Below are 21939 nucleotides of genomic sequence, written 5' to 3' on the forward strand. Positions count from 1 at the left end.
TCGCCGTCGCTGTTTACTGGATGCCCCGCCGTCGCGGGGCATGACGAGGCATAGAGGATTTGCTCATGACCATGCCGCTCAAGCCGCTCGATGATGCCGCCACCAGCTTCGCCCGCCGCCATATCGGTCCCTCGCCGCGCGACGTCGCGGCGATGCTGGAGACCGTCGGCGCCAAGAGCGTCGCGGAGCTGATGGCGCAGACGCTGCCCGGCACGATCCGGCAGGCGGCGCCGCTCACCCTCGAGCCGGCGTTGAGCGAAACTGAAGCCTTGTCGCACATGCGTGCACTGGCGGCACGGAATCAGGTCTTCATCTCGCTGATCGGCCAGGGCTATTCCGGCACGCTGATGCCGGCGGTGATCCAGCGCAACATCCTGGAGAACCCGGCCTGGTACACGGCCTACACCCCCTATCAGCCGGAGATCAGCCAGGGCCGGCTGGAAGCGCTGTTCAACTTCCAGACCATGATCTGCGATCTCACCGGGCTCGACGTCGCCAACGCCTCGCTGCTGGACGAAGCCACGGCGGCCGCGGAAGCGATGGCGCTGGCCGAGCGGTCGGCACGGGCGAAGACCAAGGCATTCTTCGTCGATCGGAACGTGCATCCGCAGACGCTGTCGGTGCTGCGCACCCGCGCGGAGCCGCTCGGCTGGCAGCTGATCGTCGGCGATCCCGCCAAGGATCTGGACGGCGCCGAGGTGTTCGGCGGCCTGCTGCAATATCCGGATACGACGGGCGCGCTGCGCGATCCGCGCGCCGCGATCGCCAAGCTGCACGACAAGGGCGCACTGGCGATTCTGGCCGCCGACCTGCTGGCCGTGACCGTGATTGCCTCGCCGGGCGAACTCGGCGCCGACATCGCGATCGGCTCGGCGCAGCGCTTCGGCGTGCCGATGGGCTATGGCGGACCGCATGCGGCCTACATGGCGGTGCGCGATGCGCTGAAGCGGTCGCTGCCCGGCCGCATCGTCGGCCTGTCCGTCGATTCGCGCGGTGCCCCCGCCTATCGGCTGGCGCTGCAGACCCGCGAGCAGCACATCAGGCGCGAGAAGGCAACGTCGAACATCTGCACCGCGCAAGTGCTGCTGGCGGTGATCGCCGCGATGTATGCGGTCTATCATGGCCCGGATGGGCTGAAGGCGATCGCCCGCACCGCGCATCGGCGGACCGCGGTGCTGGCTGCGGGGCTGCGCAAGCTCGGCTTTGCGCCGGAAAGCGAGACCTTCTTCGACACGATCACCGTCGAGGCCGGCGCCAAGTCCGAGTCGATCATCGCCCGCGCCGAAGGCGAGCGGATCAATCTTGGCCGCGACGGCAGCAGGCTGCGGATCGCGCTCGATGAGACCACGACGGCCGATGTCGTCGAAGCCGTCTGGCGCGCATTCGGCGGCGACCTCTCCTACACGACGATCGAGGCGGAAGCCCGCGAGGCGCTGCCGGCCGAGCTCAAGCGGCAGCGGCCGTACCTCGCGCATCCGGTGTTCCACGCGCATCGCTCCGAGACCGAGATGCTGCGCTATCTGCGCAAGCTCGCGGACCGCGACCTCGCGCTCGACCGCGCGATGATTCCGCTCGGCTCCTGCACGATGAAGCTGAACGCGACCACCGAGATGATCCCGCTGACCTGGCCGGAATTTTCCAGCCTGCACCCGTTCGTGCCGCGCGCGCAGGCGGCCGGCTATCACACGATGTTCGCCGATCTGACCGACTGGCTGTGCCGCATTTCCGGCTATGACGCCGTGTCGCTGCAGCCGAACTCGGGCGCGCAGGGCGAATATGCCGGCCTCCTGGCGATCCGCGGCTACCACGCCGCCCGCGGCGAGGGCCACCGCACCATCTGCCTGATCCCCTCCTCCGCCCACGGCACCAACCCGGCCTCCGCGCACATGGCCGGCATGGAGGTGGTCGTGGTCGGCTGCGATGCAGGCGGCAATGTCGATCTCGCCGATCTCAAGGCCAAGGCGGAAGCGCATGGCGCCAAGCTCGCCGCCATCATGATCACCTATCCCTCGACGCATGGCGTGTTCGAGGAGCACATCCGCGACATCTGCGACATCGTCCATGCCCACGGCGGACAGGTCTATCTCGACGGCGCCAACCTCAATGCGCAGGTCGGCCTCTCCAGGCCCGGCGATTACGGCGCTGATGTCAGCCATTTCAACCTGCACAAGACGTTCTGCATTCCGCATGGCGGCGGCGGCCCGGGCATGGGCCCGATCGGCGTGAAGGCGCATCTGGCGCCCTTCCTGCCCGGTCACCCCGCGACCGACGGCGCGAGCGCGCATCCGGTCGGGCCGGTCTCGGCCGCCCCCTACGGCTCGGCCTCGATCCTGACCATCTCCTACATCTACATGCTGCTGATGGGCGGCGACGGCCTGACCCGCGCCACCGAGATTGCGATCCTCAACGCCAACTACGTCGCGGCGCGGCTCGATGCGCATTTTCCGGTGCTCTACCGCAACGAGCGCGGCCGCGTCGCGCATGAATGCATCATCGACCCGCGGCCGCTCAAGCAGAGCAGCGGCGTCACCGTCGACGACATCGCCAAGCGGCTGATCGACTACGGCTTCCATGCGCCGACCATGAGCTTCCCGGTGGCGGGCACCTTGATGATCGAGCCGACGGAATCGGAATCCAAGGCCGAGCTCGACCGCTTCTGCGACGCCATGATCGCGATCCGCAAGGAGATCGCCGAGGTCGAGCAGGGCCGCTTCGGAATCGAGGCCTCGCCGCTGCGCCACGCGCCGCACACGGTGCACGACATCGCCGACGACGATTGGAACAGGGCCTACCGCCGCAGCGAGGGTTGCTTCCCCGCGGGCACCTCGCGCACCGACAAGTACTGGTGCCCGGTCGGCCGCGTCGACAACGTCTACGGCGACCGCAATCTGGTGTGCTCCTGCCCGCCGGTGGCGGACTACGCCCAGGCGGCGGAGTAAGCTTCCTCACGCATGTTCCGAGCGATCGGGCGCCACGGCTCGCGGCAAACAATGACGTCAGACGTGCCCGGATCCGGAGCGATGAGCACCGCATGCCAACGCCAGAGATTGGCGTTGATCAATTCGGTGCCGCCCCACCAGCGCCGGATCGGATTATGGCTGCTGAAATCCTCCTCGCCGGCGAGGATCGCCTTGCCGAGCGGCGTCAGCGACAGCCTGCTGGCCTTGTAGCGCTCGAGGCGTTCACGGCTGTCGTGCATCTCGACCGAGAACGGCCATTCGTCGAGGCCCGAAATTGCCGGCACCGGCGCGAGTGCCAGACCGTCAAGCAACGTGCCTCCTTCCCAATAGTCATAGACGCGGCGTTGAAAGCGATCCCGATGATGCGGCAACAGGTCGAAGGGGTGCTGATAGCCGGCTGACAGCAATTCGAGGATTCGCAGTTCCGATGCTCCCAGGCCCGTGGCAACACCGGGAAGCTCATCGAGCATCTCCTGCACGCAGCGGCGAAGCTGCGGCAGTGCACTGAGATCCTGCTTCAACAGATCGAACCAGGCTTGCGGCGTCGGCGTCCGAAACGCCTGCCATGCCAGATGGCCCAGGTCGAGATGCTCACGCGCGAGCGCCACGCCGGCAATGGTCCGGCCGGCGGGTTGTCTGGCCAAGGCGTCGAAGACTGGCGCATCGAGGTGTCGCAACACGATCTTCGTCGCGATCTCGGCGTAATCGCGCAGATAATCCAAGAGCCAGATCAGCACCAACTGATCGTTCGGACGGGTCCCCATCCACAGTTCGACGCTATCGCAACGGTCGACAAGTTCGAGAAAACTCTGACTCCGCCCGCCGACCGCCATGAAGTCGACGCGCGAGGCGAAATCCAACCAATGCCCCCGCTTCCGTCGCACGGTGCGCTGGACGAGATAAGCCGATAATTCGGCATCGGATGGCAGCGGTCCCCACACGAAACGATGGAGAATTGGCACCACCAGGTCGGCAAAGCCGCCCCTCCGAAGCGCTCCGGCGCTGGGATCATCGGCCGCTAAAATCAAACGTGTCATGCTGTTGGCTCCGGCACGACCTGATTGGCTCAAGGCGCTATCAACACGTTCGCAATCGGCTCCCGGCGCCCAGGACCGGCGCCGGAAACGTCGGTGCCGCCGCGCGGATCCGGTCCGCTCGTCCGCCCGCACGCTTTCGACTATTCGCGCTGAAGATCGTATCCGGCGCTCAGAAACCCGGGCTCACTGCATTGGTCATGCAGCAACGCAGATTTCGGCAGAACACCACACTTCTGCAAACGGGCGCCGGAACGTCGGCAACACGACGTCCATGGCACCCGCCGCCGTCGTAGCTCTACTCCTCCGCCGGCTCCTCGCCGTCGGCGTCGCGCTCGGCATTGCCGGCCAGGATCTGCTCGGCGATCAGGCCGGAGTTCTGGCGGATCGCGGCTTCGATCTTGGCGGTCATGTCCGGATTGGTCTTGAGGAACGATTTCGAATTCTCACGTCCCTGCCCGAGACGCTGGCTATCGTAAGAGAACCAGGCGCCGGACTTCTCGACGATGCCGGCCTTGACGCCGAGATCGAGGATCTCGCCCATCTTGGAGACGCCCTCGCCATACATGATGTCGAACTCGACCTGCTTGAACGGCGGCGCCAGCTTGTTCTTCACCACCTTCACACGGGTGGAATTGCCGATCACCTCGTCGCGCTCCTTGATCGCGCCGATGCGGCGGATGTCGAGGCGGACCGAGGCATAGAATTTCAGCGCATTGCCGCCGGTGGTGGTCTCCGGCGAGCCGTACATCACACCGATCTTCATGCGGATCTGGTTGATGAAGATCACCATCGTGTTGGACTTGTTGATCGAGGCCGTCAGCTTGCGCAGAGCCTGGCTCATCAGGCGGGCCTGCAGGCCCGGCAGCGACTCGCCCATCTCGCCTTCGAGCTCGGCCTTCGGCACCAGCGCCGCCACCGAGTCGACCACCAGCACGTCGACCGCACCGGAACGCACCAGGGTGTCGCAGATCTCCAGCGCCTGCTCACCCGTATCCGGCTGTGAGATCAGGAGCTCATCGATGTTGACGCCCAGCTTGCGCGCATAGACCGGATCGAGCGCATGCTCGGCATCGATGAAGGCACAGATGCCGCCCTTCTTCTGCGCTTCCGCCACCGTGTGCAGCGCCAGCGTGGTCTTGCCCGAGGATTCCGGACCGTAGATCTCGACGATGCGCCCTTTCGGCAGCCCACCGATCCCCAACGCGATGTCGAGCCCGAGCGAGCCGGTCGACACCGTCTCGACATCCATCGAGCGGTCGTTCTTGCCCAGCTTCATCACCGAGCCCTTGCCGAACTGACGTTCGATCTGGGACAGCGCAGCAGAGAGCGCCTTACTCTTATCCATTGAGGAACCTTCGACGATACGCAGGGCGGTGGCGGACATTGGCGCTCCTTATGGCGGGGATTCGCGAGATGGACAAACGGTTAACGAGGTCGGCCAGCAATCTTGAGGTGAATGTACTCCATCCGTTCTTTGTTCGCAATATGTTCTTCTCGACAATCACGCCTCTTCTCTTCGCAAACCCCTGACAGCCGCGGGGACACGCCTGCCGCTCGAGGGGCCGGCGCCCAGTGCACCGAGCACCGCCGAGGAAGCGCTGCCCGACGAGCGCGCCCACAAGCGAAGTAAGGGATGCTGGATGACGGCGACCGCGAGAGGATCCTGGCTCGGCTGAAGGCGGAGGCCATGCGCGCGAGCGGCGCAGCCGCCGACCGGCGATCATGCGAATTACGACCGGCCTGTCCGAGCGCTCCAACCTCGCCTCTCGCGCCAGTGACAGACGCCACTTCAATTATAAGTTGTTATCGTGGTCTCGACCGTGCCCTATCATCCTGCTGGTCCTTCTCTGTGAGCCCCCTACCGCTTCCAATTTTCGGGACCAGCATGACCGGATCCAACAAGGAACAGACCCTCACGCTGTGGCGCCCGGTCGGCCCAAAGGAGTTCGCCTTGATCGCAGCCTCGGGCATGCGGGCGTTTCCGCCGCGCCTTCCGGAGCAGCCGATCTTCTACCCGGTGCTGACCGAGGCCTATGCCGTGAAGATCGCGAGGGACTTGAACGTACCGGCGAGCGGCTGCGGCCATGTGCTGCGCTTCGCGATCCTGCGACGCTTCATCGACGCGTACGAAGTGCATGAGGCCGGCGGCCGAGAGCATCTCGAGTACTGGATTCCCAGCGAAGACCTCGCCGACTTCAATGCCGCGATCGTCGGGCCGATCGAGCTCGTCAAGACTTTTCCTTGAAACTACCAAACTCCTACACGCGTGCGTAGATCGCACGGTCCGTGGTTCTCCTGAGAAGAACGAAGTTCCCTCGCCTCTTCTGCTTTTGTTCGGCTCATCGTGCGTGCAGACGCACGATTTCGATGCAGATGTGCAGCCGCCCTGCACGCGGCGTCCGGCCGCGAAGTTCCGCAGCACGCGGATCCGACCAGCTCGGCGGCCGCCATATGACGAGCGACAGATGAAACGACGAACCTCGGACAACTTCGTGTCGGACCACGCCCGAGGGATGGGTTAGCGTGCCATTCGCGCAAGCTCCTCATGCCGGCCTGAGGAACGGCCTGGACGAGACCCGCGTGACCCGCATCACGCGGCGCCCCCGCGCCCACGACATCTTCAAGCCACAAACCATTGTCATAAACTTTGGGTTGCGTTATATAATCGTGGTTGTCGTACGTCTGAGCAAATTTTTGATCAGCCCCGGATTTGTTTGTTCGTTGCGATGATGGCTGACCCGTATTGTCCGTGATGTATTGTCAGTGATGCGGCGTCGACCGATCCCTTGCAGCCTGCCAGCTCCAACATTTGCAGGCTCCGTCACCCGTAGGCGCACGGCCCTGAAACCATCCGCGCCGAAAGAAAGCCCCGGACCACGTCCGGGGCTTTCGACGTTGATAGCTCCGCTCGGGATGCATCTCCCTCCGTCATTGTCGTGATGTCGGGGAACGGATTGCGGGCGCTGCGCTTCATATCGGCGATGACAAGAGATGACGTGACGTGTCCGTCCTGCAGGGCCGGCCTTCAAAGGATCGAGCTTCACTCGCAGCAAGGCGCCGCGGGAGAGAGGCGTTGTCCGGCCTGCGACGAACTCCTGGAAATGGTCGACGGCGCGACGCAGATTGCCTACCGACTGACAGTCGTGCCGGAACGGATCTTCGACCGCAGCCAAGTGCGTCCCGCGGCGGTTGATCGAGATTGCAACCTTGATCTGACGCAAGGCACGCCGACAGGTTTCGTACTAATTTAATTATGTCATTGCCGAACTGCCCTTGCTGGGAAGCTACGACGTTGACGCCGAGCCTCGGACCGCGGCGGTCCGAGGCTCATTCGTCGGCCTTCGCTGTGCCCGGTTGCGCCGCACATCACCAACGGCAATCAGCCTAACCGAAGCGAACAGCGCGACCGACCGTATTTTACCGGAATTGATCCGAGTGGGTTTTGCGCTTCCATTTGTGGTGCGTACATCAAACCCAGCGGCCTGGGGCGGTCAGGGCTCACCGGTTTTGGCAATGCCGCTCTATTACTTTCGTATCCGCAACGGCCACTTCTCAGGCGCGTCCGAGTATGGGACCGAGTGCGCCGACCGCAACGCAGCCTGGAAAGAGATGACCACCGTCTGCGCTGACATGGCCAGCAGCATCTCGCGCAAGCTCGCCGAAAACTCCGAATGGCAGATGGAGCTGCTCGACGAGGCACGGCAGCCGGTCTTCCGCATCCGGATCGTCGCCGAGTCGCTGGATCAGGCCTGACGGCTCGCCAGACCTCTTGTGGATTGTCACCGACGAGAACCACAACCTCAGCCTGTGGCCGGCGAGGTCGACTGCGCGTCATTTCGGCAGCCGAGCTTGATCGAGATCAAAATGCCGGTCTGCATCCTGGCAGACATTTAAATTTGTATGGGTAATCTGATCTTCAAATGTCCGCGAACGGGGATGAACGTGCAGCATTGGCTGGAAGAGCCGAAGCCAGGCGATCCCACGTGCTCCTATGAAACCGTGGTCTGCAAGGCCTGCACGCGGCTTCATTTCATCAATCGCGACACACGCAAGCTTCTTGGCGAAAAGGAATGAGGCGCTTGCCGGAATCGTTCAATCGGCGCTGGGAAGCCGCCGCATCGTGAACTCGATCGCCCCGTCGGGAAGCTCGCGCCAGCTTTCGACGGCGCTCATGTAGCCGGCCTTGGGATAGCGGGTCAGATAGTCGCGGGCCTTGGCGCGCGCTTGCTCGCGCGGCAGCGTGAACGTGTCGCGAACGTAGCCGTCCCGAGCCTGTGCGGCGCCCTTCTGGCGCCGGGCCGCCATCCGGCTGGCAATGTCCCGGGGCCGCATCCCCATCGACGAACTCCAACGCGCTGCCACACCGTCAATATAGACGGGGCCGCGAGGAATCCGAGTCCGCAATCGGCCCGGAGGGTCAGAGCCCGCCCGACCCGAACGCGATAAATCTCAATTGGTGCTGCCGACAGCCTTCGGCTTCTTGGCCGCAGTGGTCTTCATGGCAGGCGCCGCCTTGGGCTGCTCCGCCGCGCGGACGTTGCCCCAGGGATCGGCGCTCGTCTTGGCGTCCGGAATCTTGCGCATGGTATCCTTGTAGGCCTGCTCCCGCGCCGCTTCAGCTTCCTTTTCCTCGGGCGTCTTCGAGGGACCGTCGGCGAGAAGGTTGATATTGGGCATTTGCGCCATCGCGGGAACCGCCCAGCCTGCCAGCACGGCGACCGCCATCGTCACGATCAGCTTCTTCATTGGTTACTCCCCGGTAGAGGCGCCTTATACCATCGCCTCGCCATGCGCCAAGCCCGCGGCACTGTGCCGAAACGGTGGACCGCAGGCCGGGATGTTCGCGGCCGCACCGTCTGCGCGCACCTGCCGTCTGTTCCACGGTGTGCCATCATCATAGTTTTCCAACTCCGGCCTTTTCAAGCCGCCGCTCTGCGGCAACATTCCGGCGGCTCCGCCGATCGCGGCGACAAAAGTCGACGAGACAAATCGACAAGACCATGGGAGGACCTCCGCGCGTGCCGAATGAGACCCCGAACTTCACCATCGACGACGCGAGGCGAATCCTCGATGACGTGTTCGCTCCCTGGATCAAGGATCTTGGCCTGATCGTCGAGGACATCGCGCCCTCCCCGCTGGGCGAAGCCGGCGCCATCCTGCGCATGCCGTTCTCGCCGCGGCTCTGCCGCGACAATGGCGTTGTCTGCGGCCAGGCGCTGATGGCTTTTGCCGATACCGCGATGGTGATCGGGATGGTCACCGCCAGCGGCGGCTACCGGCCGATGACCACTGTCGACCAGACCACGCATTTCATGCGCGCCATTGCTTCCGCCGACGTGCTGGCGGATGCGCGCGTGGTGCGGATGGGCCGCACCATGAGCTTCGGCCGGGTCACACTGACCAGCGCCGGCGATGGCAAGCCGGTGGCCATGGTGTCGAGCGCCTTCGCGATGCTCTGATCCGCGCGGCCCGGCCGGGGTTAACGAAACGTGAAGGCGACGGCCCGGGCCTCGCGGGCCGGATTCATCTGATCGAAACGCGAGCGTGATTTATTTTAGGTGCTTTTGACGCGAAAGGTGACGCCATTCGGCACCGGGTTACAGGCCATGAGCGAGACGAGTGACAAGCGCATTGCACCGAGGCATCGGGTGCTGAAGCAGGGCAGGCTGGCGTTCGACGGCGGCGGCGCGGTCGATTGCATGGTCCGCAACATGTCCGATACCGGCGCCAGGGTCGAGGTGGTCAGCCCGGTCGGTCTGCCCGAAGCCTTCACGCTTGTGATCCCGGCCGACAAGTTCACGCGGCGCTGCCACGCAGTCTGGAGCCACGACAAGCGGATCGGCGTCGCATTCGACTGATGGCGGTGCGGAGGGCTAGGCCCGCCGCAGGCGCCATCGCCACAACGCCACGAACAGACCAACCAGCACAATGGCCGCGAGCAGCACACCGGCGGCAAACCGTCCGCCGGGGCGATCAATCGTCCGTGACCATAGCGAGGGCCCTTCGCCATCCCGCGCCAGCCGAAACGCCACGACGCTGTCGCCGAGCGACGTTCCCGCCTCCGAATGACCCCCCGCTGCGATCACCACGAATTGCTCGCCCTTCCATTGATAGGTCATCGGATTGGCGACGCCCGGCGCGGGCAACCGGCCCTGCCAGAGCTCCTGACCTGAGATAGCGTCGAAGGCGCGCAGATAGGCGTCCATCGCGCCGGTGAAGACGAGGCCGCCGGCTGTGACCACGACGCCGTTGACGAGCGGCGTGCCCCACTTGAACGCCAGTCCGAGCGGAGCGCGATCCTCGGTGGTGCCGACGGTCGAGCGCCACAGGATCTTTCCGGCCTTGAGGTCGACCGCAACCATTTCGCCCCATGGCGGCCGGTTGCACAACAGGCCGAGCCTGGACATCGCGACCGCCCGTGTCACGGCGAACGGCGCTCCGCGCTGCAGTCCAAAATCAACACCGCGCGGCGCCTTCATCCGGTCGGCTTCTGCGCGCGGGATCAGCCTGACGATGTGGATGGCGCGGCTGACATTGGCGTAGAGGATCTGGTGGACGGGATCGAACGCCGCACCGCCCCAGTTCACGCCGCCGCCGGTCATCGGAAACAGCAGCGTGCCCTGAGTCGTCGGTGGCGTGTAGAGACCCTCATTGCGCAACGGCGCGAGCTGATCATCGCAGGAGGAATCCAGGACGCGCGGCACGGCCCTGAAAATATCACCCGCCGCGAAGCGCTGATCGAGCAGCGGCGGCACATGGGTCGGGAACGGCTGCGTCGGCGACAGAACGTCACCCTCGACCGCGCCTTGCGGCACTGCGCGCTCCTCCACCGGCCAGACCGGCGCGCCGGTGTCGCGGTCGAGCACGAACACGAAGCCTTGCTTGGTCGGCTGCATCACGACGTCACGCGCCCCCTGCCCGGTCTCGATCCGCGCCAGCATCGGCTGCGCCGGCAGATCGTAGTCCCAGACGTCATGATGGGTGGTCTGAAACGACCAGGCCAGCGCGCCGCTTTCGATCCGCAAAGCGACCACGGAATCGGCGTGCCGGTTGTCACCCGGACGCGCACCACCGAAGAAATCCGGACTGGGCGAGGAGGTCGGAAGGAACACGAGGCCGCGCGCCTCGTCGACCGACATCGGCGCCCAGACGTTCGCATGTCCCGCCGCGATGCCGTCATGGATCAACGGATCGAAACTCCAGCGCGACTCGCCGGTGCGCGCATCGAAGCCGTTGACCGTGCCTCTGGGCGCATCGACCCGCACATTGTCGCCGATCGATGAGCCGACCACGACGACGTCCCTGCCCGCCACTGGCGCCGAGGTGATCTGGAACTCGCCCGGCCACAGCAGGTCCTTGCCGATGTCGATCCGCACTTCGCCGTTCGATCCAAAGCCGGCGCAGGGCTGTCCCGTCCGGGCGTCGAGGGCGATCAGGCGAGCATCGACCGTCCCCATGAACAGCCGGCTGCGGCATGCCGTGCCGGCGGGCGCCCGCTCGTCCACCCAATAGGCAACGCCGCGGCAGGCATAGCGATTGGCCGGGCGCCGCCCGTCACCGACCTTGGGGTCGAAACGCCAGCGCTGCGCGCCGGTGCCGGGATCGAGCGCGACCACCTCGTTGAACGGTGTGCAGAACACCACGCTGTCCTCGACCAGGATCGGCGTCGCCTCGAACTTGGTGCGCAGGGCTGCTGCAGGCGGCCGGCTCTGCAGATCTCCGGTGTGATAGTCCCAGGCCGGCACCAGCCGATCGACATTGGAAGGCGTGATCTGCGCCAGCGGCGAGAACCGCGTTCCACCGGCATCGCCGCCCCAGTGCTGCCAGCCAAAGGCCGGCACCACCATCAGCTGGCTCCAGACAAGGCCCGCGCAAACACCCGCTCGCCGCAACGACATGACCCTTCCCTCCCTCAGACGGCATCCGAAGCGGAGCACCGGGACGATGAAAGCAGCCTTCGCGGACGGATCGAGCGGGATGGGACGGACGGCGGCATCCGCGGGACGAGTGGTGAGGAGCGATGACGAATGGCGGAACCGAGAGGATGACCCGAACGAACGCCTCCCGCCCAACGTCAATGGCCGCCCCTGCGGGCGGCCACATCGATGCACGGATGTCAGCAAGCTTCAGTAGCCGTAGCCGCGCCGTGCCGGATAGTTCTGAGGCACCCGTCCATAGCCGCCGCCGATCCCGATGCTCACCGGCGGCGCCACGCGTACCGGCGGTCCATAATACACGCGCGGCGGAGGCGGCGGCGCATAGACGACGACATCGTCGCCAGGGTCGCGCCGGGGCGTGCGGCCGGCGCGCTTGGGCGGGTCCTCGTCGCGCTTCCTCGCCGGCTTCTCCTCGACCCGCTTCTCCGACTTCCGGGCCGGCGGAGGCGTCTGCGAGCATGGGCAGGTGGGGCCTGCCGCGGCCACGGCCGGCACGACCGGCGGGGCTGCCGAAGCGGCCGGGATCGCCGCATTGGCGGCCGCCACGACCGGCGTCACCACCGGCCGGTTGCGCAGGCGCTCGATCAGCTTGCGCGCGGTCGGGGTCAGGTCGCTGTTCGGATAGCGGTCGAGAAAGCCCTGATAGGACGCCACCGTATTGATCAGCACCGCCTCGTTCCAGGCGGCCATCCTGTTGTGGAGGTCGAGCCATTCCCGCGCCTGCGGGCCATAGGGCGGCGCGGTGTAGAGCGCCACGAACGCCTCATAGGCCTCGACGCTGCCGTCGCCGACGATGATTTCGTTGGCGGCCTCGATCGGCTTGCCTTCCAGGCTGCGCTTCCATTCGTCGACGCTGCGCTTGGCGACGGCCGGCCGCGGGCCCGCATTGGCAGCGCCCGCATCCGTCGCCCCGACGAAGCGAAAATCCTCCGTCAGGGACGACGAATCCCATGGCGTCTGACGGCCCTCAGTGACCTTGTTCACCGCGACGCGCACGCGCTTGAACGCCTGCTCGATCGGCAGGCCCGGCTCCCGCGCCGCCTGCAGCAGCGCCGTGGTGTAGGGACTGTTGGCGCCGGTGCCATCCTCGGCTTCCGCGCCGGGCGAGGTCGAGTAGGACAGGAAGGTGCCCGGCGCTCCGGTCTTGGTGTCGACCAGCGCAAGGCCGCGGCCCGCGTTCTGGCTGATGGCGGGAAACGGATTGTTGCGGCAGGCGTCGAGCAGCAGGATGCGCATCCGGCTCGGCACCGAATTGAGCGTGTTCAGGAGATCGTTGAGACGCACGGCCTGCAGCGGAATGTCGGCTTCACGCCGCGGATCGACGTCGACGGGTACGAGATAGTTCTCGCCATCGATCTGCAAGCCGTGACCGGCATAGAACACCAGCGCCACCGTGTCGGGTCCCTTGGCCGCGATCTTGGCAGCAAAGTCGCCCACCTCCCGGTTGAGGTCCCGCTGCGACAGATCGGCGGCGGTCGTCACGTCGAACCCCGCTTCACCCAGCATCTTCGCCATTGCCTTGGCGTCGTTGGCGGGGTTCGGCAGCGGCGTCACCGAACGATAGGCCGACTGCCCGATCACCAGCGCCAGCCTGCTGCCTTCGGCCAATGCGGGAGCAAGGCCGGCGAACAGGCCGCCGGCGAGCAATGCAGCCCTGAGAGCGTACCGAAACATGGGATCTCCAATCTACTCATGGCGTGCCTGTTGGTCGGGCCGTTTCGTGACCCGGTTCACCCCGACGGGCACAATCCGGTGAGCACGATGCCGCACCGCCGGCGCCGTCGACGCCCGCTCTTGCCGCATCGGCCCGCGCCCCGACATCGTTGCTGCACGAGATTCCCGCAGCAAAGCCGTGATCACTGGCTACGCGCTAGCTTGCGCGGCAATGGGGAACGATGCGACATGCGGCGGATTGCGTCACACGTGGGGCTGCTCGCGGCGCTGCTTCTGACCGGCTGCGCCGCCGACAGCAATGCGCGCCTGCCGGCCTTCATGCGGGCCAAGGCGCCCGAGCCGCCGCCGCCCGAAGCCGCACCGGACGTCGCCCTTCTCGTGCGCAAGAATCTCGACATGATCTTCGTCGCAACGACGCTGCCGCGCGATCTCGAGGCCACATCCGCCCGACATGCCGATGCCGGCGATACATGGACCGCCTGCGTGCGGGCTCAGATCATATCCGCCAGTGGAACCGCGCTTCGGCGCCAGACCTATAGGCTCATGATCAGGCACAACGAGATCATCGACCGGCGGCGCGCGGCGGCCGGCGACGACTGTGTTTCTGAAGATTACAAAGCCGTCCTGCCGACCAAGTAATTCCCTCCGACGACGAGCTGGATCCGCCAACTCGACCGGAACTCGCCCTGTCTGTGGGCGGGCAGGAACGGACTACCGCACCGCTCGCAGATTGTTAGTTCTTGGCTAACGCAAATCCGCAACCGCACAGCGAACGAATGGCTCAAATTTAACGATTCCTGCGGAACATCGGGGCCCACAAACGCGGAATGACCCTGGACCTGGTTTTCCATGAACGTTCACCTCGTCGGCGATGACACGGCCAAGCTCGCTATGCTTCGCGGCATGCTGGCCGAACGCTGCTCGCTCACATCTGAACTGATCGGTGATGCCGACTTCAAAGGCGGCGACATCGACGCGATTGTCGTGGCCGCCGATCTGCGCCACGTCGACAACATCACCGCATTGAAGGAAATCTCCGACCGGCTCTCGCGTATTCCGCGGCGGATCTTCCTGACCAACAACAAATCCCGTCTGTCGACGGTCCAGGCCTATGCGCTCGGTGCGACGAGCGTGCTGTCGAGCACGCCGAGCCGCAATCAGTTGCTCGGAAAGCTGCTCGATGCGCGCCCCGGTTCTGCAGCCAAGAGCATCGCGACCGACGACCGCCAGGCTGCATTTGCAGGCGCGTCCTGCATCGCCTCGATGTTCGCAGCCGTGCTGGGCGGTACTGCGATCGACGTCGAGGAGACCCGGCGGGCGGGCAAGCGGATCGCCGACTGTATAGCGGAAAACGGTCTGTCCGACTGGCTCGCCACCGTTCGCCGCCATCACGAAGGCACCTATCAGCACTGCCTGCTGGTGACCGGCATCACCGTGGATTTCGGCTTGAGCCTCGGCGTCCACAGCTCCGATCTGGAGCGTCTCTACATGGCCGCGATGTTCCACGACATCGGCAAGGCCAAGATCCCGCTCACCATTCTCGACAAGCCGGGCCGGCTCGACGTCAAGGAACGCACGCTGGTGGAAACCCATCCCGTGGCTGGTTACGATGCACTGAAGGACAACGCAGCGATCACCGACGAAGTGCTGAAGGCGGTACGCAACCATCACGAATTTCTCGACGGCAGCGGCTATCCCGACGGGCTGATGGCCGACAACATCCCGGACCTGACGCGCATCCTCACCATCTCCGACATCTTCTCGGCGCTGATCGAATATCGCAGCTACAAGCCGGTGATGACGCGCGAGAAGGCCTATGAGATCCTCCAGGGGATGGAGGGCAAGCTCGAGAAGCCGCTGATCGGCGCCTTCCGCGAGGTCGCGCTGATCCGCTGACCGCATCCAGCGACATGCTGAACCGGCCGTTAACGCATCGATTCGAATTGTTGGCCGGCGGCAAGCGTCTCTTGTCAGCTTTGCGCTAGTGTCGCCCACGCGGTGCGGGTTGTCCGCCTCGCGAGGGGATTATCGGGACGTGGCCGAGATCATCGATCGCGCGATGGCGACTGCTTCATCGACGGCAGGGAACCAGCAGGCCGGTCCGCTCGCGCGCGAGCGCGCCGCCGACCTGGTGCCGTTGGAGACCGTTTCACCGCAGGCATGGCAGGATCTGGCGCAGCGTGCGCGCGAGCCGAACGGCTATTACCTGCCCGGCTGGGAACGCGCGGTGAACGCCACGGCGCGCGGCCGCACCGGAACATCGGCGCTGTGCGCATGGGATGACGATCAGCCCTCGCGTCTCATCGGCCTGATGCCCACGACCTCTTTATGGCATGCCTGCAGGCTTCCCCTGCCTGCGCTCGCCAGCGGCCATCCCTACGGCACGCTGTGCACGCCGCTGCTCGACGCCGTGCGCGCGGAGCGGGCTGCGGCGCAACTGCTCGATGCCGCGCGACGAACGGGCGCTCGGGCCCTGCTGCTGCGCGACATGTCGCTGGCAGGCTCCGTGATGCAGGCGTTCGAGGCGGCGCTTCGTCGCGGGGATCTGCGCCCGCGTGTGCTGCAATCCTATGAAAGAGCCTTTCTCGATGCGACCGGCGTCGGCGACCAGATGCTGCATGACGCGCTTGGCGCCAAGAAGCTGAAGGAGCTGCGCCGCCTGCGTCATCGGCTGGCCGAGCATGGCGACGTCCGCTTCGAGGTCGCGCGCTCTCCCGGCGACGTCTCCACTGCGCTGGAGACGTTTCTGGTGCTGGAGGCGAGCGGCTGGAAGGGACATCGCGGCACTGCGCTGATCCAGCACGACGGCGACGCGGCGTTCATCCGACGCGCTGCACCGGCGCTGGCGCGGCACGAGGCCTGCGAGATCATCAGCCTCATGGCGGGCGACACCACCGTTGCGGCGGGCGTCGTCTTGCGGCATCAGGATCGCGCCTTCTTCTTCAAGCTCGGCGTCGACGAGCGCTTCGCGAAATACTCGCCCGGTGTCCAGCTGACGCTTGACCTGACGCGGCACCTTTGCGCGGATCCGAGGATCAACGCCGCCGACTCCACCGCCGGTCCCGACCATCCCATGATCAACCCGATATGGCGCGAACGCCTCGCCATCGGCGACGTGATGATCCCGCTCTATGCGCGCGATCCGGTCGTCGAGCTTATTCACGGCGCGTTGACTGCGCGACGCGAAGGCCTGACCATCGCACGCCGCGCGGTGCACGGGATCCGCGCCCTCCGAAAGCGCCGGCCGGCTACTCAGCCGCCTCGGCGTTGACCTCCGCCGACACCTGCCGGATGGCGCGCGCCAGCATCTGCGGATCCTGCGCGCCGGAGACGGCGTATTTCTGCGCGAAGACGTAGGTCGGCACTCCGGAGATGCCCTTCTCTGCGGCCTCCTGCGCCTGGGCCGAGACCAGCGCCACATCCTCGTCCGTCGCCAGCATCTTGCGGACCACCTCGGCATCGAGCCCGCAATCCGCTGCGGCCTGTACCAGCACCTCGACGTCGGTCAGATCGCCGCCGTCGCGGAAGTACAACTCCATCAGCCGCTGCTTCATCTCCGGCGCCTTGCCGATCTCGCCGGCCCAGCGGATCAGGCGATGACAATCGATCGTGTTGGGCTGACGGGCGACACGATCGGGATGATAGCTCAGCCCCTCCTGCTCCGCGGCCGCGACCACGCGGCCTGCGATTCCCTTGTAGGCTTCGACCGATCCGAACTTGGTCGTGAGGTACTGCTCGCGGCTGATGCCCTCGCGCGGCACCCAGGGATTGAGGAAGAACGGCCGGAAGTTCACCTCGACCGGCACGTCAGGCACGAGCTTCAGCGCCTCCTCGATGCGCTTCTTGCCGATGTAGCACCAGGGACAGACGACATCGGAGACGACATCGATGATCAGCGGCTTCAAGGTGCTCATGCGCGTGCCTCCAAGTTCCCATGGCTGCGCCCAACATAAGCCCACGCGCGGCCAACACAAGCGGGGTCACGGCGAGGTAACCATCTCCTTCAGCCTGAGCGCAGTGAGCTCATCGGCGGGAAAGAAGGTCTCCAACGCCAGCTCCGACAGCGTGATGTCGACCGGCGTGCCGAACACCATCGTCGTCGAGAAGAAGCTCAGCACGTCATCGCCGACCCGAAGCCGCAATGGGATCGCGACGCTGTCGGCCGCGAGCGGCGCCGATCGCGCGGGGAATGGATAGGACTTCAGCTCCTCATAGAGCTTCAGCAGATCCGCATCCGCGGTGGCCTCGCATTGCCGGTGCAATCGCTCCAGCAGATGGCCGGCCCATTCGGCGAGGTTCACCGTCCGCGCCGCGAGCCCCTCCGGATGCAGCGCCACCCGCAGCACGTTGAGCGGCGGCGCAAGCAGCCGCTCGGAGACCCCTGTCAGCAGCGGCGCGATCATGCGGTTCGCCGCGACCAGGTTCCAGTGCCGGTCGATCGCCAGCGCAGGGTTGGGCTCGTGCGCCTTGAGCACGAGGTTCATCGCCTCGCGCGCGGGCTTGAGCGCCGGATCATCCAGCGGGCGCTGCTGGAAGGCGGGCGCGTAGCCGGCCGCCACCAGCAAAACGTTGCGTTCGCGCAATGGCACGTCCAGTCGCTCCGCCAGTTTGAGGACCATGTCGCGCGACGGCGCGGAGCGGCCGGTTTCCACGAAGCTCAGATGTCGTGCCGAGATCTCGGCATCGAGTGCGAGATCGAGCTGGGACAGATGCCGGCGCTGCCGCCATTGCCGCAAGTGCTCGCCGACATGAGCGGGTCTGGCGCGGTCGGCGCGCGCCGAAGCAAGCTGTGCATTCATGATCCGAGACCTATCACGCTGACGTCAGCGCCTCCATGATCTGCCAGGTAATCGAAATGCCTCCCGGCGCAGGTCATCGTCCTCACCACAGGAGATGACGATGAGCAGGCAGCGCGATCCCGAGACCCTTTCCTTCCCCTTCACCGCCGCCAGCCAATGGCTGGCGGGTCTCGCGACATCGCTGCTGGCGCGCTCGCTCAACATGCCGGAGTCGCTGCTGCACGTCACGGGCAGCCTCGTCTTCGCACAGGTGTACGCGATCGAGACGAGAGCCGCGCGCTCGCTGCGCCCGGCGCGGCTGCGGCGTCAGCTCCTGGCCTTGTTCCGTTGAACCGCCCCCAACCGAAGGAGACCCGACATGATCACCTCGTCCGCCCTGCTCCGCCGCGCCCTGCTCGCCGATGCCGCCTTCGGCGGCGTTGCCGGACTCGCGCTCACCTTCGGCGCTTCGCCGCTGGCGACGCTGCTGCAACTGCCTGACGCGCTGCTGCTCGAGACCGGGCTGTTCCTGATCGTCTACGCGGGCTTCGTCGGCTGGCTGGGCTGGCGGCAGATGGCTCCAAGGCCGCTGATCCTTCTGGTCATCGCCGGCAATGCGGCGTGGACGGTCGGCAGCATCGCGTTGCTGTTCTCGGGCGTCGTCACACCGAACGTGCTCGGGGAGATATTCGTCGCGGTGCAGGCGGTGGGCACCGGCGTCTTCGCCGAATTGCAGTATATGGGCTTGCGCCGGAGCACCGTCGCGGTCACGGCCTGACCGGCGGTGAGCGCCGGGCTTCATGATCGAGCGGCCCGGCGCTCGCGACCGAACCGAGATTGACATGCGCGGCGAATGCATCTTCTGCATAATCTGAGATCGACAGGGGATCGCAGCGATGCAGCCGCAGGTGATCGGAACGGAAGGCTACGCCACCGAGGCCGACAGTCTCTTCGTGCGCTACGAGAGCATTCCGTCGGAACAGGTCCATGGCGCCGTGCTTCACCTGCTGCCCGCCGCGCCAGCGCGCGTGCTCGACATCGGTGCGGGCACGGGCCGCGACGCCGCCTGGTTTGCGAGCCTTGGACATCAGGTGGTGGCCGTCGAGCCGACCGAGGCACTACGCGTCGGCGCCATGCAACTGCATCCCTCCCCCGCCATCACCTGGATCGACGACAGCCTTCCCGATCTGGCCGCACTGGCCGCTCGGGACGAGCAGTTCGACCTGGTGATGCTGACCGCCGTTCTGATGCATCTCGACGAGGCGCAGCGGCGACGCGCGCTGCCCAACATCGCGGCACGGGTCGCCCCCGGCGGACTGCTGATCATGACGCTGCGGCATGGGCCGGTGCCGCCGGGCAGGCGGATGTTCGAGGTCGCGGCCGAAACGATCATCGAGCCGGCGCGCCAGCTCGGGCTGACGCTCCGGCTCAACCGCCTCGGCGAGTCACTCGGCGCCGAGAACCGGGCGGCCGGAATCACCTGGACGACGCTGGCCTTCGGCAAGCCGTCCTGAGAGATCCCGGAAACGGGCCCGCCAGATCAGGCCGCCTTGGCGCGGCTGGTCAGCGTCTTTGCGGGGGTGGATTTGGTCTTGCCGCGACTGCCGGCAGCCGCCCGCCGGGACTTGGCTTTGCCGCGAGCCGCCGCGCCCGATTGGGCTTTTGCCTTGGACCGCTGCTTGGCCTTGTCCTTGACCAGCTTCTCGGCCTTTTTCTTCGCCTTCTTCTCGGCCTTGCGCGCGTCCTTCGCCTTCACCCGCGCCCGCTCGGCGCGCGCCTCGGCCTTCTTCTTCGCCCGCTTCTTCTCGCAGGCATCGCATTTGCAGCCGATCGGCTTCAGATAGGCTTTGAAGTAGTCCGTGCCGTAGTCGTAGTTGATCTCCTCGCCGGGCTCGATGTTCTTGATGGCCCGGATGAAGATCTTCTTCTTGCGCGGCTTGACGTCGGACTCGGCGTTCGGCTTGCAGGAATGATTGATGTAGCGGGCGACGTTCTCGCGGATCGAGCCGTCGATGGTCCAGCGCTTGTCGAGCTCGAACAGATATTTGTTCTCGATCGCATCCTCCTCCGCCTTCTTCGAATCCAGGAGCGGTCCGAAATAGCGGATGATCTTGGTGCCCTTCTTGATCGGCTGGGTGGCAAACAGGCCGAGCCCCGTCTTGGAGCGGCCGATGCGATAGGGTTTGGATTGCGGGATGACAGGCATGAGTGATGAGAAGACTTGGACCTCGCGAGGCCGCCGTTCTAGGATAAATTCGCGACGCTGTCAGGTGTTTCCCGCCGCCGTTTCGCGCCGTCCCCAGCTTGCAGCGTCCTGCGCAGGACGAGTTCCGGTCATCAGGGGCCCTGCCGCTCGAAATCCTTCGGCATCGCGACGTGGCGCGAATCAGCGCCGCGCTTATGCTCTAGGCTGCGTCCGTCGGCCGGGCGGCCGCAGCGAACGTCACTTCGCGGTCTTGCGCACGGCGGATGTGCGCCTGCTCGCTGGCTTCGATGCGCTCTTCCCGGTCTTCGATTTCGCCGCCCGCTTGCGGCCGCTGGTCTTGGTCTTTGCCGCCTTCTTGGCCAAGACGCGCATGTTGTCGACCAGATTGGGATAGCGCCGTCCGGCGCGCCGGGCGCGGGCCTTGGCCGTCGCCTTCTCGGCCGGAGTGAGATGGGTGGAGGCCTTGCCGGCGCGCTTGCGCGGATTGGCCCTGCTCCAGGGAGCGCGTGGGGTTCGTGCCATGCATTGCCAACGCATGATCCCCCACCCGGTTTCCGGTGCGTCGAACTACGCGCCCGGCGGCAGCTTCGGCACCGTGGCCCTGAGCATCGCCTCCAGCAGCTTTTCGGCCGTGGTGCCCGGCGGCGAGCGGCGCAGGATGTCGGCAAGGCGGCCGTCGAGCAGCAGCATCGTGTAGCCGTGCACCAGCGACCAGGCGCGGGCGATCGCTGCCGACTGATCGAGCGACAATTCCTCGTCGCCGACCGGACCTTCGCTGCGCGCGGCGACCGAGCCCGCGAGTCCGGCAAACGAGGCTTCCGCGGCCTCGTGCAGCGCGGGGCGGGAATAATCCAGACGCTCCGTCCGGAACATCAGTCCATACATGCCGGGATTGGCCTGCGCATAGGCGACATAGGCGCGGGCCCGCGCCATCGCCCGCTCGATCGGCGTGCCCGGCTGCTCGCCGGCCGCTTTCATCGCTGCATTGAACCGCGTGAATCCGATTGCCGCGAGCTCGCTCACCAGCCCGGTGAGATCGCCGAAATGATGCGTCGGCGCCGCATGCGACACGCCGGCCTCGCGCGCCACCGCGCGCAAGGTCAGTCCAGCCAGCCCGTCGCGCTCCAGCACGCGCTCGGCCGCTTCGAGCAGCGCATCGCGCAGCGCGCCGTGATGATAGGGGGCGACCGGCTCGCCCGCGCTCACCGCGCGCCGCGATCGCGTCCGGGCCGCCGCCGTCGTCGTCCGGTGCCTGCTCAGTCTTGCCTGTTCGATCTTCGTCATGCTTCTCCTTATACAAGCAATTTTGACAGCGTAAAGATTAGCCTTGACCTCGGGCTTCTCGGC

The 21939-nt window shown here is 65.9% G+C and carries 22 protein-coding genes; 11 read left to right on the forward strand and 11 right to left on the reverse strand.

The features are described from left to right. Positions 1–65 precede the first annotated feature (65 nt). On the forward strand, positions 66–2939 hold the full coding sequence (gene gcvP, locus ACQR1F_RS19025) for an aminomethyl-transferring glycine dehydrogenase (protein ID WP_434913641.1): 2874 nt from the start codon (positions 66–68) through the stop codon (positions 2937–2939). Here the strand turns inward: gcvP and ACQR1F_RS19030 are convergent. Next, positions 2918–3997, reverse strand: a complete 1080-nt coding sequence (locus tag ACQR1F_RS19030) for a DUF1835 domain-containing protein (protein WP_434872485.1) — start codon at positions 3995–3997, stop codon at positions 2918–2920. The two genes, gcvP and ACQR1F_RS19030, sit on opposite strands and share 22 nt — an antisense overlap. A 295-nt stretch (positions 3998–4292) precedes the next feature. Beyond that, entirely contained in the window at positions 4293–5381 is a 1089-nt protein-coding gene (gene recA, locus ACQR1F_RS19035; RefSeq protein WP_315804259.1) for a recombinase RecA, read from the reverse strand. A gap of 567 nt (positions 5382–5948) precedes the next feature. Here recA and ACQR1F_RS19040 point away from each other — a divergent pair. Together ACQR1F_RS19040 and ACQR1F_RS19045 are read left to right on the forward strand one after the other, a co-directional pair. Further along, the gene (locus tag ACQR1F_RS19040; RefSeq protein WP_434887764.1) at positions 5949–6242 is read left to right on the forward strand and encodes a hypothetical protein; all 294 of its coding nucleotides are present in this window, start codon (positions 5949–5951) and stop codon (positions 6240–6242) included. Between the two features lie 1268 nt (positions 6243–7510). Beyond that, complete coding sequence (locus ACQR1F_RS19045; protein WP_434913684.1) at positions 7511–7750, forward strand: DUF6894 family protein; 240 nt, start codon at positions 7511–7513, stop codon at positions 7748–7750. Between the two features lie 339 nt (positions 7751–8089). Here the strand turns inward: ACQR1F_RS19045 and ACQR1F_RS19050 are convergent, their stop codons facing one another. Together ACQR1F_RS19050 and ACQR1F_RS19055 are read right to left on the reverse strand one after the other, a co-directional pair. Beyond that, on the reverse strand, positions 8090–8335 hold the full coding sequence (locus tag ACQR1F_RS19050) for a hypothetical protein (RefSeq protein WP_315804260.1): 246 nt from the start codon (positions 8333–8335) through the stop codon (positions 8090–8092). A 111-nt stretch (positions 8336–8446) separates the two neighbouring features. Beyond that, positions 8447–8743, reverse strand: coding sequence for a hypothetical protein (locus tag ACQR1F_RS19055; protein ID WP_316182504.1), 297 nt, complete (start codon positions 8741–8743; stop codon positions 8447–8449). A 254-nt stretch (positions 8744–8997) separates the two neighbouring features. Here ACQR1F_RS19055 and ACQR1F_RS19060 point away from each other — a divergent pair, with 254 nt between their 5' ends. Continuing rightward, a complete protein-coding gene (locus ACQR1F_RS19060) occupies positions 8998–9456 on the forward strand; it encodes a PaaI family thioesterase (RefSeq protein ID WP_409997964.1) in 459 nt (152 codons plus the stop codon). Positions 9457–9603: 147 nt separating this feature from the next. Further along, a complete protein-coding gene (locus ACQR1F_RS19065) occupies positions 9604–9855 on the forward strand; it encodes a PilZ domain-containing protein (protein ID WP_315716061.1) in 252 nt (83 codons plus the stop codon). A gap of 15 nt (positions 9856–9870) precedes the next feature. Here the strand turns inward: ACQR1F_RS19065 and ACQR1F_RS19070 are convergent, their stop codons facing one another. Both ACQR1F_RS19070 and ACQR1F_RS19075 read right to left on the reverse strand, forming a co-directional pair. After that, positions 9871–11844 carry a pyrroloquinoline quinone-dependent dehydrogenase gene (locus ACQR1F_RS19070; protein ID WP_434913642.1) on the reverse strand — a complete coding sequence of 658 codons (1974 nt, stop codon included), beginning with the start codon at positions 11842–11844 and terminating at the stop codon, positions 9871–9873. Positions 11845–12123: 279 nt separating this feature from the next. Further along, positions 12124–13608 (reverse strand): caspase family protein, encoded by a 1485-nt coding sequence (locus tag ACQR1F_RS19075; RefSeq protein WP_434913643.1) that lies wholly within the window; start codon positions 13606–13608, stop codon positions 12124–12126. Between the two features lie 249 nt (positions 13609–13857). Here ACQR1F_RS19075 and ACQR1F_RS19080 point away from each other — a divergent pair, with 249 nt between their 5' ends. From ACQR1F_RS19080 to ACQR1F_RS19090, 3 genes are all read left to right on the forward strand, one after another. Further along, complete coding sequence (locus ACQR1F_RS19080) at positions 13858–14247, forward strand: hypothetical protein (protein WP_316238716.1); 390 nt, start codon at positions 13858–13860, stop codon at positions 14245–14247. 210 nt (positions 14248–14457) lie between these two features. Then, entirely contained in the window at positions 14458–15504 is a 1047-nt protein-coding gene (locus ACQR1F_RS19085) for an HD-GYP domain-containing protein (protein ID WP_316182497.1), read from the forward strand. Positions 15505–15643: 139 nt separating this feature from the next. Continuing rightward, positions 15644–16879, forward strand: a complete 1236-nt coding sequence (locus ACQR1F_RS19090) for a GNAT family N-acetyltransferase (protein ID WP_316238717.1) — start codon at positions 15644–15646, stop codon at positions 16877–16879. On the opposite strand, the gene ACQR1F_RS19095 is transcribed toward ACQR1F_RS19090, so the two are convergent. Together ACQR1F_RS19095 and ACQR1F_RS19100 are read right to left on the reverse strand one after the other, a co-directional pair. After that, positions 16857–17522, reverse strand: coding sequence for a DsbA family oxidoreductase (locus ACQR1F_RS19095; RefSeq protein ID WP_315804267.1), 666 nt, complete (start codon positions 17520–17522; stop codon positions 16857–16859). The genes ACQR1F_RS19090 and ACQR1F_RS19095 overlap by 23 nt on opposite strands. A gap of 66 nt (positions 17523–17588) precedes the next feature. Then, a complete protein-coding gene (locus ACQR1F_RS19100; RefSeq protein ID WP_315804268.1) occupies positions 17589–18407 on the reverse strand; it encodes a helix-turn-helix domain-containing protein in 819 nt (272 codons plus the stop codon). A 100-nt stretch (positions 18408–18507) separates the two neighbouring features. Here ACQR1F_RS19100 and ACQR1F_RS19105 point away from each other — a divergent pair, with 100 nt between their 5' ends. The 3 genes from ACQR1F_RS19105 (at position 18508) to ACQR1F_RS19115 (ending at position 19900) form a co-directional block, all read left to right on the forward strand. Next, positions 18508–18738, forward strand: coding sequence for a hypothetical protein (locus ACQR1F_RS19105; RefSeq protein ID WP_316238718.1), 231 nt, complete (start codon positions 18508–18510; stop codon positions 18736–18738). 27 nt (positions 18739–18765) lie between these two features. Next, the gene (locus ACQR1F_RS19110; protein ID WP_316238719.1) at positions 18766–19164 is read left to right on the forward strand and encodes a hypothetical protein; all 399 of its coding nucleotides are present in this window, start codon (positions 18766–18768) and stop codon (positions 19162–19164) included. Positions 19165–19282: 118 nt separating this feature from the next. Beyond that, entirely contained in the window at positions 19283–19900 is a 618-nt protein-coding gene (locus tag ACQR1F_RS19115) for a class I SAM-dependent methyltransferase (RefSeq protein ID WP_316238720.1), read from the forward strand. A gap of 26 nt (positions 19901–19926) precedes the next feature. On the opposite strand, the gene ACQR1F_RS19120 is transcribed toward ACQR1F_RS19115, so the two are convergent. From ACQR1F_RS19120 to ACQR1F_RS19130, 3 genes are all read right to left on the reverse strand, one after another. Further along, positions 19927–20592 (reverse strand): SET domain-containing protein, encoded by a 666-nt coding sequence (locus tag ACQR1F_RS19120; protein ID WP_434913644.1) that lies wholly within the window; start codon positions 20590–20592, stop codon positions 19927–19929. Between the two features lie 237 nt (positions 20593–20829). Continuing rightward, complete coding sequence (locus ACQR1F_RS19125; RefSeq protein WP_434913645.1) at positions 20830–21114, reverse strand: hypothetical protein; 285 nt, start codon at positions 21112–21114, stop codon at positions 20830–20832. A gap of 45 nt (positions 21115–21159) precedes the next feature. Continuing rightward, entirely contained in the window at positions 21160–21876 is a 717-nt protein-coding gene (locus ACQR1F_RS19130) for a TetR/AcrR family transcriptional regulator (protein ID WP_434913646.1), read from the reverse strand. Positions 21877–21939: the final 63 nt, after the last annotated feature.

Origin of the sequence: Bradyrhizobium sp. HKCCYLS3013 (assembly GCF_051167615.1) — a bacterium.
GTDB lineage: Bacteria > Pseudomonadota > Alphaproteobacteria > Rhizobiales > Xanthobacteraceae > Bradyrhizobium.

What these genes read in the sequence shown, in the direction of transcription:
- ACQR1F_RS19085 (WP_316182497.1), top strand. Translation starts at nt 14,458, where the DNA reads ATGAACGTTCACCTCGTCGGCGATGACACGGCCAAGCTCGCTATGCTT.
- ACQR1F_RS19130 (WP_434913646.1), bottom strand. Translation starts at nt 21,876, where the DNA reads ATGACGAAGATCGAACAGGCAAGACTGAGCAGGCACCGGACGACGACG.
- ACQR1F_RS19115 (WP_316238720.1), top strand. Translation starts at nt 19,283, where the DNA reads ATGCAGCCGCAGGTGATCGGAACGGAAGGCTACGCCACCGAGGCCGAC.
- ACQR1F_RS19120 (WP_434913644.1), bottom strand. Translation starts at nt 20,592, where the DNA reads ATGCCTGTCATCCCGCAATCCAAACCCTATCGCATCGGCCGCTCCAAG.
- ACQR1F_RS19050 (WP_315804260.1), bottom strand. Translation starts at nt 8,335, where the DNA reads ATGGGGATGCGGCCCCGGGACATTGCCAGCCGGATGGCGGCCCGGCGC.
- ACQR1F_RS19030 (WP_434872485.1), bottom strand. Translation starts at nt 3,997, where the DNA reads ATGACACGTTTGATTTTAGCGGCCGATGATCCCAGCGCCGGAGCGCTT.
- ACQR1F_RS19100 (WP_315804268.1), bottom strand. Translation starts at nt 18,407, where the DNA reads ATGAATGCACAGCTTGCTTCGGCGCGCGCCGACCGCGCCAGACCCGCT.
- ACQR1F_RS19105 (WP_316238718.1), top strand. Translation starts at nt 18,508, where the DNA reads ATGAGCAGGCAGCGCGATCCCGAGACCCTTTCCTTCCCCTTCACCGCC.
- ACQR1F_RS19055 (WP_316182504.1), bottom strand. Translation starts at nt 8,743, where the DNA reads ATGAAGAAGCTGATCGTGACGATGGCGGTCGCCGTGCTGGCAGGCTGG.
- ACQR1F_RS19110 (WP_316238719.1), top strand. Translation starts at nt 18,766, where the DNA reads ATGATCACCTCGTCCGCCCTGCTCCGCCGCGCCCTGCTCGCCGATGCC.
- ACQR1F_RS19095 (WP_315804267.1), bottom strand. Translation starts at nt 17,522, where the DNA reads ATGAGCACCTTGAAGCCGCTGATCATCGATGTCGTCTCCGATGTCGTC.
- ACQR1F_RS19065 (WP_315716061.1), top strand. Translation starts at nt 9,604, where the DNA reads ATGAGCGAGACGAGTGACAAGCGCATTGCACCGAGGCATCGGGTGCTG.
- ACQR1F_RS19070 (WP_434913642.1), bottom strand. Translation starts at nt 11,844, where the DNA reads ATGGTGGTGCCGGCCTTTGGCTGGCAGCACTGGGGCGGCGATGCCGGT.
- ACQR1F_RS19075 (WP_434913643.1), bottom strand. Translation starts at nt 13,608, where the DNA reads ATGTTTCGGTACGCTCTCAGGGCTGCATTGCTCGCCGGCGGCCTGTTC.
- ACQR1F_RS19045 (WP_434913684.1), top strand. Translation starts at nt 7,511, where the DNA reads ATGCCGCTCTATTACTTTCGTATCCGCAACGGCCACTTCTCAGGCGCG.
- recA (WP_315804259.1), bottom strand. Translation starts at nt 5,381, where the DNA reads ATGTCCGCCACCGCCCTGCGTATCGTCGAAGGTTCCTCAATGGATAAG.
- ACQR1F_RS19060 (WP_409997964.1), top strand. Translation starts at nt 8,998, where the DNA reads ATGGGAGGACCTCCGCGCGTGCCGAATGAGACCCCGAACTTCACCATC.
- ACQR1F_RS19125 (WP_434913645.1), bottom strand. Translation starts at nt 21,114, where the DNA reads ATGGCACGAACCCCACGCGCTCCCTGGAGCAGGGCCAATCCGCGCAAG.
- gcvP (WP_434913641.1), top strand. Translation starts at nt 66, where the DNA reads ATGACCATGCCGCTCAAGCCGCTCGATGATGCCGCCACCAGCTTCGCC.